The 15,474-nt window shown below is 33.1% G+C and carries 9 protein-coding genes; all 9 read right to left on the reverse strand.

All coding sequences use genetic code 11. The annotated features are described in order from the left end of the window. Positions 1–13: 13 nt before the first annotated feature. Entirely contained in the window at positions 14–3,472 is a 3,459-nt protein-coding gene (locus QMA06_RS12465; RefSeq protein ID WP_290207195.1) for a VCBS repeat-containing protein, read from the reverse strand. Between the two features lie 42 nt (positions 3,473–3,514). Beyond that, the gene (locus QMA06_RS12470) at positions 3,515–6,301 is read right to left on the reverse strand and encodes a GH92 family glycosyl hydrolase (RefSeq protein ID WP_290207196.1); all 2,787 of its coding nucleotides are present in this window, start codon (positions 6,299–6,301) and stop codon (positions 3,515–3,517) included. A 39-nt stretch (positions 6,302–6,340) separates the two neighbouring features. Further along, positions 6,341–7,828: a RagB/SusD family nutrient uptake outer membrane protein gene (locus tag QMA06_RS12475; RefSeq protein WP_290207197.1), complete on the reverse strand. Its 1,488-nt coding sequence runs from the start codon at positions 7,826–7,828 to the stop codon at positions 6,341–6,343. Between the two features lie 19 nt (positions 7,829–7,847). Beyond that, positions 7,848–10,979, reverse strand: coding sequence for a SusC/RagA family TonB-linked outer membrane protein (locus QMA06_RS12480; protein ID WP_290207198.1), 3,132 nt, complete (start codon positions 10,977–10,979; stop codon positions 7,848–7,850). 18 nt (positions 10,980–10,997) lie between these two features. After that, positions 10,998–11,981, reverse strand: coding sequence for a DUF4961 domain-containing protein (locus tag QMA06_RS12485; RefSeq protein WP_290207199.1), 984 nt, complete (start codon positions 11,979–11,981; stop codon positions 10,998–11,000). Between the two features lie 11 nt (positions 11,982–11,992). Further along, positions 11,993–12,442, reverse strand: a complete 450-nt coding sequence (locus QMA06_RS12490; RefSeq protein WP_290207200.1) for a DUF5004 domain-containing protein — start codon at positions 12,440–12,442, stop codon at positions 11,993–11,995. 69 nt (positions 12,443–12,511) lie between these two features. Further along, a complete protein-coding gene (locus QMA06_RS12495) occupies positions 12,512–13,267 on the reverse strand; it encodes a GntR family transcriptional regulator (protein WP_290207201.1) in 756 nt (251 codons plus the stop codon). A gap of 1,329 nt (positions 13,268–14,596) precedes the next feature. Then, a complete protein-coding gene (locus QMA06_RS12500) occupies positions 14,597–14,878 on the reverse strand; it encodes a hypothetical protein (RefSeq protein ID WP_290207202.1) in 282 nt (93 codons plus the stop codon). Between the two features lie 372 nt (positions 14,879–15,250). Next, positions 15,251–15,409: a hypothetical protein gene (locus tag QMA06_RS12505; protein ID WP_290207203.1), complete on the reverse strand. Its 159-nt coding sequence runs from the start codon at positions 15,407–15,409 to the stop codon at positions 15,251–15,253. Positions 15,410–15,474: the final 65 nt, after the last annotated feature.

Consider the following 15,474-nt stretch of genomic DNA (forward strand, 5'->3'; position numbering starts at 1 on the left):
TTCTGTTTGTTTTTTAGTTTTTAATAAATTCAATGCTTGCATCCTCAGGAATACTAATCGTTCTTGAAGATTGGGACAGATAGCCTTCACCATAGTAAAATTCTACCTTACGTTTTTCACCATCTCTATTTGTAATAAAAGCATGTGTGGTTTTATCTGGTATTCTAATATTTTTAATTGTCGTATTTTTTTGGCTAAAGATTCTGAGGCTACCCTTGTTTTGGGATGCCATTAGCAAATCTCCTTTTTTAGAATTAATTTGAACAAGTGCTCGCGCATCTCCATTTACCAAAAAACCTGATTCAGAATAGTTCTGAGGCATAAATGTGCCATCACCGTTTCCTTTAAGGCATAATCCTAAAGATGCATCATATTGACCATAACCGACTTCGGCATGATAAAAATTACCAATTAGCACTACGTCCAAATTGCCATCTAAGTCCACATCTTTTATAGTAGTTCCGAATACTGGAGCAAACTGTGCAGGTATAGGTAAGGCATGCAATTTGAACTCACCATTACCTAAATTCTCTAAATAACTGCTCTTTAATTGTGTTACTTTTAATGTTGAATAAGGGGTTTCTAAAGCAATATCTTTAATTGTGGCCGTTGCATATTGTTTATAAGTACGAAACTTATTATTAATATATAGCATCTGTTCAGACAACAGGTCTCGTGATGCAAACGGGTAGCTTCTGTAAACACCATCTTCATCTTTAGAAAAACTACTAATAATAGGATCTATTTTTCCGTCTTTGTCAAAATCACCCAAAGCCAAAGTGACTGGTCGATCAACAGAAGCTTTAAACACAGAGTTTTCACCAAGATTTCCAAGAATATAATCTATATCTCCATCATTATCAAAATCACCTCCGTTGATGCTATTCCACCATCCATTCGTATTTTCAATCTCAATTTTTTGAGTCAATTTTCCTTTCTTGTTTTTATAAATTGTGATTGGCATCCATTCCCCAACAACAATTAGATCTTGCCATCCATCATTATCGTAATCCGTCCAAAGGGCAGATGTCACCATCCCGAATTTTTCAGTACCTAAAATTGCCTTAGTTATATTTTTAAAGCTTCCATTGGTATTATTTAATAAATAACTTTCTGGTGATGCACCATAATTTCCTGGCACTACTCTACCACCAACAAAAAGATCTAAGTCACCATCTTTATCATAATCTGCGGCAACTACACAACTTCCACTAGAAGTGATTTCTGGAAGCTGATTAGATTTTGTAAAATTTCCCTTCCCATCGTTAAGATATAACCTATCCTGATAGTAACCTTCTTCAAACAATTCGCTCCCTCCACTAACCACATAAAGATCATTATCTCCATCGTTATCAGCATCAAAAAATAGAGCACCAAGGTCTTCATGATTTTCATCTATTAGAAAAGGAATCGTATCAAATGTACCGGTTGAGTTCTGTTTATAAAGCTTACCCGTAAAATTGTAAGAACCACTTATGAAAAAATCATCACGTTGGTCTCCATCCACATCTCCTACGGCTATTGCAGGTCCATTAAAAGCATAATTTTGTGGTATTAATGGCTCGCGTTTAAAATCGATAAACATAAGGTCTTCATGTAGATATTTTATGTTAAGACTGTTGGAAACTTCTTTGAATTGTTGGTCTTTAATATTACTAATTAAAGGTTCTGCTTTAGCATCAGAATAGCTTAGGATTTGGGTTGTTCCTAAAGTCACATCCTTGTATATTTTCAAATGTCCATCTGGCCATATCACTTTTAAGCTATCAGCATTAGTTTTAGTTTTAAACCCAAAATTTAATGAAGGTGACACTGCAGATTGAAATCCTCTAGAGGTATAATTTTCTGCATATTGAACCATATTGTTTTTGTAGATCCAAACTTTAGTTCCTAATCCATTTGGGTTTAGCTTATCACCTTTAAAATTGATTGATAAGTATGTGTTTTCTTTAGTTTTATTTATTGCATTATTCTTTAATACTGATGCTTTTTCATTGATATTATTTGTCACAATATCGAGATCACCATCATTATCTAAATCAGCATAGGTTACACCATTCGAAAAAGTTAGAGATTCTTGTAACCAACTTGAAGAAACGTCTTTAAAAGTTAAATCTCCATTGTTCTTATAGAAATAGTTTTGTTGTTTAATTTCAGGAAGCCTTTTAATACTAGAAAGGTAAATACTATCCGATTTTTCTTTGGACGTAAACATGGTATGTCGTTTTCTATAAACAATAAAATCGAGATCTGTCATGTCCTTTAAATAGCCATTAGACACATAAATATCTTTATAACCATCCAAATCAAAATCTGCCATAAGTCCGGCCCAGCTCCAATCTGTACTACTGACACCCGCTAACTGCCCTATTTCACTAAAATGATTTCCTCCATCATTATTACCATTATTTAACTGTAGTGTATTACGCATGTATTGTGGTTCAAAACCAAAGTATTTACTATACTCAAACAAATCAAAATTAGGTTTAGAAAGCATGCTCTTTCTCTTCTCATTAGTTGAAGGTAACATATCCATAACCAAGATATCGGTAAAGCCATCATTGTTAATATCCGCAATATCATTTCCCATCCCATTATGACTTTGATGCTTAATCATTTTAGAAATATCATTCTTAAAAGTGCCATCTCCTTGATTGATATATAAAACATCATTAGTAATAAAATCGTTTGACACATAGATATCTGGAAATCCATCTTGGTTAACATCACTAATACCTATTCCTAAGCCAAACCCTTCAATTGTAATTCCCGCCTCTTTGGATACATCTTCAAAAACAGGATGGCCATTACTTCCAATACCATTATTTCTATAAAGCTTATCGGTGCTTTCAGACTCACTGTTGAGTTTTCTTTTTCTAGGGTTATTTAGACCCGTCATTTCATGCATGTGATTTAATAAATACATATCTAAATCACCATCCATATCATAATCAAAAAAAGCCGCTTGTGTAGAATAAGAGTTATCGGCCAAATTATACTCTTGAGCCATCTCTTTAAAAGTATTATCTTTTTGATTTATAAATAAGAGGTTCTTCCTTTTCTCTGCCGTTGGATGCCCAGTGCGACAGACATAAATATCTAACCATCCGTCTGCATTAATGTCTATCATGGTTACACCAGAAGACCAATCTGCTGATGCTGTTTTAGAGGATTGTGTAATGTTTTCAAATTCGAAATTGCCTTTGTTTAGAAATAAATCATTTGAAACTTGATTTCCTGTAAAATAAAGATCTACTAAACCATCATTATTTATATCACCTGAAGCAACGCCACCTCCATTAAAAGAATATATATAATTTAGAATATTAAGCTCGCCATCTAATGGCAAATCATTAGAAAAGTCAATTCCAGTTGTACTAGAGGTCAATATAGAGAAAGGCCTATCTGTCTCTTTTTCGCTACAAGTGAACAAAAGCATAGCTAAAATAATATAGATAGAATATCTTACCATGAGGCATTTAATTTTTACTCCTAAAACAAATCTTCAATTCCGTTATTTCTCTTTTCCCCAATCTTTGTTAGGCTTAGGCCCCAAAACAATTTCTAGTTCTCCTCCTTTTTGATAATCCTTATGTAAAAACCAATATGTATCTAATGATTTTGAATTTAAAGTTGCACTTTGAATGTACATGTTCTCAGCAGAATTATTCTTCGTAGTAATGATAAATTCTTTACCTTGATAATAGTTATTATTTAGTTTTATTTTAACTTCATCAAACACAGGACTTGTTAATTCATATCGTGGTTCTATATCATTATTACCTGTTAAACTAAATAATCCTATAGACATTAGGGCACTCACTCCACTCATTTGTCCTTGATCTTCATCATGACCTCCATAACCTTCATCTGGAGTTACACCACCATAAGCCTGTTCATTTACTTTTCTAACCCAATATTGTGTTAGCCAAGGTTTCCCAACATGGTTGAATACATGTGCATTAGAACAACCTGGTTGATTAGCATAGCTGACATATCCACTACTATATCCAAAAACAAAATCTTCTGGTTCAGCTTGTTGAAATGCAAAATTGAGCATTTCAGAAAGCTTATCATTACCACCCATTTCTTTTGAAAGCGTTGCAATATCATGAGAAACCTGCCAAGTTCCTTGCCAAGAATTAGATTCTATCCAACCACTACCATTTAAAGGGTCGTGGTGCATCCATTCTCCATTGGCATCCTTTGGTAACACTAAGTTTAATTCCTTATTAAATAATAATGTCCAAGTTTTAGAACGCTTCAAAAACGTATTATAATCTTCAGACTTATTCAGTTTCTTTGCCATTTGCGCTAATGACCAATCTTGAAAAGCCCATTCTAAAGTTTTACCTGCATTACCTGGACAGTAGCCATTATCAATATAAAATTGTACTTCTTCAGGATTATCTCCCATCATTCCACCTGGCATATGATTTTGTTTGGTGAGTTGATACGCCTTTTCTTTATCTACTTTAGTCATTAAATTCTTTAACATCGTACTCGCTATAAGATTACTTGCAGGAGTACCAGTCATAATATATGAATAACCACCAGCAATAGCACCACGTGGTAGAAGTCCACCATTTTCAGCATACTGAACTAGCGATGCAGAAAAGTCATCCATAATTTCTGGCCAAGCAAGTCCCCAAATAATATTTAGATTCCACTGTGTTAACCATAAAGCATCAAAATTATACATGTTAAATTTTGCATTACCATCTTTATCCATAGGTAACTTACGCACTTTAAGTTTTGCTTTCGTAAAGTTAGCATAGCGTTCACCTTGGGTATAATCTGGGTACTCACCATTAACATCGTTAAGAATATGTCTTCCTAAAAGGATATGCCAAAGGTCTGTGTAAAATTTGGTTTGTTGATTTTCAGTACCTCCCTTAACTTCAATTTTTGAAAGTGTATTATTCCAAATATCAAATGATTCGTTTTTGTACGTGTCGAAATTCCAATGTGGAGCTTCAGTTTCCATATTTTCTCTAGCATTTTCTACCGAAGTATATGAAATTGCTATTTTCATTTGTATTTGATCACCAGCTTTTACTGAATAATTTGCAGAAACACCTGTAGTAGGAGCATCCCAATAACTTTGTGTCACACCAGGAAATACAATCGAATCGCGACGTGTCATTTTTGGAGTACCTTTTAAAGATTTGATGTCTCTCAAATTCTCTTTTTCATTCCAGCCATCCATTGATTTAAATGGTTTATCGAATTTGATAACAAAGAAAATCTTAACATCCTCTGGACCTCCCCAAAATCTCCCTGAAGAATCAAAAGAACCTTCAAGCTCTGTATTACCCACTTTTTTTACATCAGCATTAATCATTGTTGCATTACCCAAATAGCCACCTAAATTGGTCAGAATATTTGCTTTTTCTGAATCTGATGTATATTTAAATCGATACATCGTTGTTCTTTTCGTACTCGTAAGTTCCGTCCAAACATTATGATCTTCTAGATAGAGACGTTGATATCCTGGCATTGCAATTTCGTCATCATGACTAAAATTAGATTTCCAGGCTTGAGCGCCTTTTGTTGGGTCTATATTCCCTGTTGTTGGCATAATTTGAATACCAGATAAGCACCAACCATGAACATTACCAAAACCGAGCACTTCGGTTGAATTATAGTTATAACCACCTCCATATTGATTTTTATTTCTAGTTACAGGTGCCGCTGCCATCATTCCCATTGGTCTTGCTGCAGGTGTAAAAAAGAAATAGCGACCTTTAGCAGACTCTATAAATGGATTAACTTTAGAGACAAAATCTGTTGTACTTTCCAAAGCAGGAAACACTTCTATTTCTGAAAGCCCAAGGTTAAATCCTTCTCCATCAGTAACCACAAAACGTACCCAAGTTACCTTTTTAGTAGGAAATTCAACTAGTTTTGCTGCGCCATTATTAGGTATAGCAGTAATAGTAATTTCACTTCCATCACTAAATTTTAGTTTTCCTCCAGCGGTATGCTCATCATAACTGGGACGATCATATAAAACAATTTTATTGATTGCTTGTGAAGCCTCCCAATCTAATTGGATCCATGGTAATCTTGTTTCTCCCCAAGCTCGTTTATAGCCTTCGCATGCCCATTCTCCATTACCATCCAAACGGATAACACCATCAATAACATTAGAAGCCGGATAATTTGCTTCGGCCGTTGATACGGTAACCTTGGCTTTAGGTGCAATATTATGCGGTGTTGCCAATAAAAAATTTGTACTGAATGTTAATAATAAAACACACAGTACTTTAATTGCATTTCTGTTTATGTAATAAAGCATGCTATTATTTTAAAATGATAAAAATGAGATTAAACTGATCTAATAACCAGTATTTTGATTTAAACTGGTATTTATGTCACGTTCTCTTTGCGGAACAGGAAATAGATTATGTTTTGCACCAACAGAAACATCGGGCTTGGCTATATTTACTTTTTCAACAAGCTTACCAAAACGCACCAAATCAAACCAACGTTGACCTTCCCAAACAAACTCTTTTCTTCTTTCTAAAAGAATGGCTTCTTTAAAGGAGCTGTAATCCATTGCCGTTAAATTTGGTAAAGCACCTTCTTCAGTCCTAGCACGTTCACGAACCGTATTAATTGCATTTAATGCAGCTGTAGTTGAACCACCATTTATTTCGTTTAATACTTCTGCATACATTAAAAGAACATCAGAATACCGTAAAAGTTGTAAATCGTTTGCTGTATTGTTCACATTTGGTTCATTTATGCGATCCCAATATTTAACCACTTTAGGTCCTTCAAAATCGACAACTTCACCATTTATTACATCTTCCGTCATAAAAGTTACTGCTTTTCTACTATCATTATCGTCAAATGAATTATAAAGATCTAACGTTGGTTGTTCTAAACCTCCACCATTTGGTCGTGAACCGTAAATATTTGGTAATACCCTAAAGACCAAGTGTCCTCCTTCCCATAGAGTTGTATTTATATCTGTACCTTCTAAGAAACTTATACCAAACAATTCCTCTTTTCCATTATTATTTGGAATAAAAAATACATCACTGTAATTTGCCCATAAAGAAAAAATATTAGAGCCCATAACTTCCTCAAGTTTAACTTTCGCAGTATTTATATCGACACCCTCTTGTAACTTAGCTTTTGCCATATAAGCTTTTGCAGACCATAGAGTAGGTCGACCGTTATCATTACCTGTTTGTGCGGATGGTAAATTATTTTCCGCAATTGTAAAATCCTCAAATATTTGCGAATACACATCCTCTATTGAAGCTCGTGGCAGGTATGAACCTGACTCAAAACTTGTAGAAGAATGAAGTTGTAATGGTACGTCACCAAAGAAACGAACCAATTCAAAATATAAGAGACCTCTCATAAAACGCGCTTCACCTAATAATTCATTTTTCTTTTGTTCATTCATTTCAATACTGGGAATGTTGTCTATTGCTAAATTGGCTGCATTAATTCCTAAATAAAGATTAGACCACATTTGTAGAGCAATTTCGTTATCTGGACCGTGAACCATATCCGATATTTGATTATAACCGTTGCCTACATTAAAGCTAGATTCCCCTTCATCAGAAGCAATAGCATTAACAGTCCAATAGTTCGCGAAATAAATACCATTAGAATTCAACGCACTATCAAAATTGGCACCTAAATGACCATAAATACCATTAATTGCCAGTTGTGCATCTTCAGCTGTTTTATAGAAAGTTCCTACCGTATAAAATGGTGCTTCTTCTTCCAAAACATTTTCACAGCTCCAAGTTATTGGAACGAGAATCGCGATGATTGCTAGTTTTTTTAAGTTATATAGTTTCATAATATAAATATTTTATGAATTAAAAGTTTATGTTAATACCCATCAAATAGGTTTTAGAAATTGGATAACCTCCAAAATCAGCCCCAGCACTTAATGCATTGTTTTGTCCTCCCCAACTCACTTCAGGATCTACTCCGCTATACTTTGTAAAAGTGTATAAATTTTTACCAGACACGTAGACACGAAGTCTATTTATAGCCATTTTCGAAAGAAATTTTGACGAAATTGAATACCCTAACGTAATAGACTTCAATCTTAAATAAGAACCATCTTCTATATATACGTCCGAAAACCTGTTTGTTCTAACTCCGGCATAAGCACGCGTATATTCATTGCTAGGATTTTGAGGTGTCCATCTATTTGCAAAGGCTTCTTTCAGTACATTATTCCGTCCATTCAGATCCTCTAACGTTAACCTATTGAAATTAGCAATTTCATTACCTGCAACTCCTTGAAAGAAAATATTAAGATCTAAACCTTTATATCTAAATGTATTTGTTATTCCGAAAGTGTACTCTGGCACAGGATTTCCTAAAAAGGTTCTATCGTTATCAGCATCAACCATACCATCACCATTCAGATCCATATACTTACGTTCTCCAGGCGTTATTGTACCGTTATCTGTAGCAAACAAGGGTGTGTTTGCTGGTGTATCATCCAATTGCATAATCCCATCAGAAACATAACCGTAGAAGGCCCCAATTTCACCACCCTCAACCAATCGTTGCCATCCTGTTAAGCCAAGAATACTATTCCCAGTCGGAATGTTGTCTAAACCTGCTAGGTTAGTAATTTCATTTTTATTGTAAGCAGCCGTAATATTGGTATCCCATGTGAAGTCATCACTTTCTATATTAGTCGTATTTAAAGAGAATTCAACTCCAGAATTTCTAACTTCCCCTGCGTTAACAATAAGTTGACTCGCTCCTGTTTGTGTAGGGATTTCTAAGTTTAACAATAAATCCTTAGTGTTCTTTATATATGTATCTACAGTAATACCTACTCTATCATTGAAGAACCTTAAATCTAAACCAACATTATATTGCTCTGTCCGTTCCCATTTTAATTCTGGATTCCCAGGAGAAGTCGGGTAGATACCAGAAACAAAAATATTATTGAACGGCTGATAATTGGTGCCAAATGAGGCTAGAGAAGAGTACGGAAGAATTGATTCGTTTCCAATAACACCATAACCTAATCTCAACTTTAAGTACATATTAGAGTTCTTCATAAAATCTTCATCAGAAACATTCCAAGCAAATGCTCCAGACGGGAAGAACCCATATTTATTTCCATCACCAAATTTTGAAGAACCATCCACTCTACCTGTTACAGTAAAAATATACTTATCACTTAAGATATAATTAAGTCTTCCAAAGTATGATAACAATTTTGATTTAACGAGCACATCACTAATCCCTGGAATGGAACTAAATTGTGAAAGGTTGTCAAACCCAAAATTTTCAGTAGAAAAATCTTGAGCAGAAATTCCAATTTCATCAATTGTAAACTCTTGAATCGAAGCACCGATAAAAGCATTCAATCTATGTTTATTATTAAACGTATTTTCATAAGTCAAAGTGGTCTCTGCCAATAGATTTGTGGACAACCTTTTAGATTTTGCTCCGTAAGCACTTGCAGAATTTCCAAAATCCAATTCAGCTACTCTAAATAGATACTCTTCATGAAGTACCATATCCACACCACCCGAAACTTTTAAAGTTAAATTATTTAATAATTCCCAATTAATGGCTAGATTATCTAAAACTCTAGTGGTTTTCCCTTTGCTGCTTAATAAATTTTGGTAAGCGACTGGACTTGCAAAATCTTGAATCATTTCTGGAGAACCGTTAATAGAGTTCATAAACGTACCATCATCTTGAACTTCAAAATTACCTTTAACGTAATTACCTTCCGAATCAAAAACAGGAAGCATAGGATTAAATAAATACGCCCCAGTTACTGCGCTGCTAACGCCTAATCCACCATCCGTATCTGTTCTCGCACTATTATAATCACTTCTAGAGACACTAAATGAGTTTTCTATTTTTAATTTATCGGAGGCTTTAAAATCTAAATTGGCTCTAAAATTATATCGTGTGAAATCTGTTTCAATAATAATACCTTCTTGATTCATATAAGAAGCCGAAAGTGCATACTTAATTTTTTCATTTCCTCCCTTTATGGAAAGGTCATGATTGTTAGTAAAAGCAACTCCAAATATCTCACCTTGCCAGTCCGTTCCTTCACCAAATGAGAAAGGGTTTGTATAAAATCTTGGATCGCCATTGTTGTAACGAGCCTCGTTAATATAAAAAGCAAATTCACCTGCATTTAGCACATCTAACTCTTTTCCTACTTGACTGACACTTAAATAGGTATCATAATTTATTTGAGCCTTACCATTTATACCTCGTTTTGTCGTAATTATTATAACACCATTAGCACCACGCGATCCATAAATAGCAGTTGCAGAAGCATCCTTTAATACATCTATGGATTCTATATCTGATGGGCTAATTGTAGAAAGTGCATTTAAATTTGGACCTTCTGTAACACTACCTCCAACATTATCACTATTACTATCCACAGGGAAGCCATCAATTACATATAAAGGCTCGCTTCCTGCATTTATAGAGCTGCTACCTCTAATTCTTACAGAGGTTGCTGCACCTGGTTGACCAGAAGTTTGAGTTAACAATAATCCTGATACCCTACCCTGGACAAATTCATCTGGAGTGGTCACCTTACTAGCTTCTAAATCCTTTGCTTTTATTGAGGAAACAGCACCTGATAAATCCTTTTTGCTAGAGCTTCCATATCCAATTACGACTATTTCATTTAAACTTGTAATATCTTCTTCTAATTCGACGTTAATAATAGTTTGATTGCCAACTAATACTTCCTTCGACTTAAAACCTTGATAACTATAAACTAACACGTCTTCCGTACTGTTAACTGTTAAAACATAGTTTCCATCAAAATCAGCTATGGTTCCCGATTTTTTGTTTTTTATCAGGATATTTGATCCTGACAGTGGTTGTCCATCCACTTTTGATTTTACCGTTCCTTTAATTTCTATTTGAGCAAACATTAAAGCATTGCCCAATAGAGTTAATATTATGGAAAGGCTAATTATTTTGAGTTTCATAAAAGTTGTTTTTGGTGGTTAGTCGCAGTTTTCTATTAGTATAAAGTCTTCAAGAGTGTCTGGATCTTGAATAATAATATCACCTACTTCATTTTGAAAAGTATAAGTCATATCAGAAATTACAGAGTTAGGATCGGCACCAAAAAATGAATTGGGCCAAAATGTTATTTCCCAAAGATTACCCCCTATATTATCCATAATATTAGCATTGTTCACACCACAATTAGAAACCTCAACACCATCAACTAATGCAGTGCCACAAAAATAAACTTGCTCCACATCAAATAGACTTGTATCTCCTTTGGCTGCATCAAAATTGATTTTAATTATATCTTTTAATGTTCTAACGTTAGGCTTTACAACTACAGGGTATGGCGCAGGACCACATAAATTAATTAGATTATTATCCGCTCCACTGATTTCAATGCAAGGTGTAAAGTTGACATTATAAGCTGGTGCATCCCCAAAATCTAATCCAATACCATATCCAGAATTAGCAACTAAGTAACCCATCTGAGTATTAATATTTTCTTGTCCAACTGTTAAGGCTAAACTAACTTGTCCATCAACAGTAACACCATCTTCAACATTTACAGGTGACTCAGATATAAAAACAGTCCATTTTACAAGTCCATAATTCTCTCCTATACCAACTACTGATTCGATTTCTTCTGACCAAGTAAGCATGGAATTTGTAGCAATATCGGCATCAGTGGCTAATCTTAAAGTGCCATTGCCCACTGGAGACGAATAGGTTACGGTTGCATTTTCTTCAACATTCCAGGAAACTGGTGCTAAAACACCAAATATAAAATTATACCCTGTTGACTCTTGAGGTTGAATACGCACATTAACTGTTACGCTTATTTCTTCACCAACTGTTGCACTATGTGGTTGTATGACTCCAGTTATAGTCATACACATTGTAAATATTAAGAATGCAAATAATAAAAGAACTCTTAAGACTCTCCGTCTTTTAAAAATTATAAATACTTTTTTCATTTTGGTTGTGTTTAATTCTTTTTGAATGAATAGACATAGATATTTGAATCACAGCCAGAACTAAACTCTAAACTGAAATTATTTACTTCTGAAGTTAAAGGAACGGTTACTAAATTTATAGCGCTAGAATTACCATCATTACCTGTAAAAATTAATTTCGTAGGATAAGTAATATCATCAAACTTCCAAGTTCCAGACAAAGATTCAGTTCCGAAAGGAATGTTGAAAACTGGTATAGAAAACGTTGTTGGCTGATCACCGTTATAATCTAGATTTAGAGTAAAAGTTTCAAAATCTAATTTCTCGCTGATATCATTGCCATTTTGAGTGGCTCTATCTATTGTCCAATTTCCATTGATATTCACTGGAAATTCTTTAAATCCATCGGCATTAATTGTTGCGTCTTCCGTGCAGTTAGAAACAAGAAGAACCAAGCAATAGATTGCTAAAATCTTTTTCATATGATGTTATGTTTAAATGTTAAAACTTTTTATTAAAAATGCTCAATTTGCATTTATACAGAAGCAGAATTACCTTCTCAATTCTACCGAATAAATAAAATTATCTGCTTTATAATACCCAATGTTATATTCTAAAGGAGACATACCTCTATCTAGAACTACTCTTTCCCTCCTTAAGATAGGATCTCCAATAGCTACATTAAGTTTATCAGAAAGCTTATCATTAGAGATAATAGCTGATATTTCTTCCTTACTAACGGTAGCGATATATCCGCTAGATAACTCAATTAAATCATAAAGAGGTTTAGAAAAGTCTGATTTTTCATCTAAATTAATCTTTGGGTGAAAGTAAGAGATGAAGTAAACTTTGGACTCATCCTTTATACCCCTAACCCTTGATAATCTATAAACTGGTGTATCAATATCGATTCCTAATTTAAAACTCACCGTTTTATCAGACATTATTTTTTTTAACTTAAACTCGTAATTTACCAAGGTCTTACCTTGCTCTAGCATTTCCTTACTGAAACTTGACCAACTATCTAATCTAGTGACCAACATCTCTTTATTGATTTTCGTGCCGATTCCTTTTTTTCTAACAATTAGGTTTTTCTCAGCTAATCTGTTACTCGCTTGACGAATTGTGCTTCTAGAAATACCTAGGCTTTTAGCTAAATCTAACTCCTTGGGTAATAATTTTCCGTTGGCATAATCAGGTAATTTAATAATTTCCAAAAGGAGCTCTTCCACTTGTATGTGAAGCGGAATAGGACTACTATGATCGAATTTATCTATAAATTCTTGTATGTTCTTATGTTCGTACATAGTACAAATATAACAATAGATATGAAATACGCAAAAAAAGAGATAAAAATTTTTGATTATCGCAGTCTTCAATACGTAAAACTACCCTTAACATAATAACACGAACGTTTTGCTGTTAATTATATAAAAAAACTCTTATAACTTAATTTGAGTTATGAGATATTAAAAAGAAAAAAAATAGTATTTACAAATATAAAAACCTAACAATTATAAGTGTCACCAGAAGTTAACATAGCATGCATAACTCTATATGTAATTAGTAATTACATATAAGAGTTAGTCTACATGTTCATACATAGAAACATTAAAGCTTCATAAATATTAGAATTTGAATAAATTAATGTTTCCTATAAGTTTATACTTTTATGTTAAGGAAAGCTGCGTTTAATCAACCTTATCCATTTACTCATTCTTTTTCAAAGGATTTTAATTGTTTTTTTTGGTATATTGATTAAAATAAGATATCGTTAAGATTTTATCGTTTTAACTTTCACTTCCATACATTAAGTTTAAGTGCTATACAACCGCATTCGTTTGGTTATAATAATTAAAGCAAACAATAGGAATAAAGTAATATTCAACTAAAATATCATTATACTTTGCCTGTGGCTTGTTTTTCTTAAAATAAATAAATTCCAAACGTGCACACGCTTAAGACTTACATTAATTATTCCTGAATATTTTGATCGGAATAAACATTCAGATATTTCGGACTGATTAATATTCGAATTCTCGTCAAGTGTTTGTTTGTGTGTGTTTGTGTTACGGAACTACTCCTACTCTACTAAAAATGGATATTTTTAAGAGAATTAAGCTACCCTATGGCTTTAAATTGTTATAATAGTTTTTCATAATATCGCGTATTGCGATACAATATAATTATAATGTTTTTATATGAGAATAATCGATACTCAAATTATTATGAACACATAAAATGCTGTTTATTGCACTATTAAATATATTTTTGACACGTTAATTTAAAATCAGACGAAAAGTGTATTATAATTCACTTTTCATGGTATAATTTCAAATCGTAAATATGTATTCATAATGTTAACACCATAATACATTAGGATTAATATGATCTGAATTATTTTGACATTCAAATTTAAAGCCAAACGTTAAACTTTGTTAAATCGAGACCAATACGGTGACCTCTAAAAATGATACCTTTTGAAAGCCCTATAAATAAAGAAAAGATAAAATTTTGGTCGTTGTCTCCGACTCCACGATAAACGCTCTAAAGCACTAACTTTAGAGCGTTTTTTTTAGATGCCAAATTAGGGGCAAGCGTGATGCCTTTTATACACTTTTTTAACCTTATCATACTTATTCTCCAATCATTTCTTCTATAATTTCAAGGGCATCAAGTCCAATATTGTAAGCTGTTAATTGGTCTTGCAAGTCTATTTCTTCCCAAATAGACATTGGTAGCTTTTTTGCTTCCTCATTTAGCATCTTTAGAAGATTATAAGCATCTTGATTTTTAGTTATTCTTTTATGCTTTAAGGCTAAATCAAGCCCTAATCTAACATCGTTTATCAAATAATGATAATGTAAGTCGGTATTTTGAATAGATAATTTTGAAGTAATTTGTAGCAATGATTTCATTTCATAATTATTTAGAAACTAATATCAACAAATAACTGAATTATAACTTTTTTAAAATAGGACATAAAAAAACTACCTTGATTGCATAGTTGAGAAACAGTAGATTCGAGTATGTTAATTTTAAAAATTTTTATTTTTTTGTTGAAGGAGGTTGGCTTATTGTTAAGATAACTAGAAACTTACTTTTTCTTAAAAATAATTATGATTTTTTTTACGAACCTACAAGTTCGAATGAGAGCAATTCAATCAGTCATAACTACAAGATCGAAAACCATTTAGATTACATATTTCTAAAGAAGATTTGAATACGTCTATTAAAGATAAATTCGGTTCATTCCCTCGCACGTTAGCGCGTATCTGTTTGATTTTGTTTTACTTTTCGATTATACTCATTGAAATCAACGCTTCAATCTCCAATATAGCACCTGTTGGTAATTGCGCCATTCCTTCTTTCGAGATTATTATATTATTGATTTGTATGTAGTTATTTATAATAGTCTGCTTTGACGCATCTAAATTACTTGATTTCACAAAATGTATTATCGCTGTTGGATTGTTGTTTTTAAGGCTAATAATTACGGTATTAATTTTATCGG

Source organism: Winogradskyella bathintestinalis, from assembly GCF_030407435.1.
In the GTDB taxonomy this organism is placed as follows: domain Bacteria; phylum Bacteroidota; class Bacteroidia; order Flavobacteriales; family Flavobacteriaceae; genus Winogradskyella; species Winogradskyella bathintestinalis.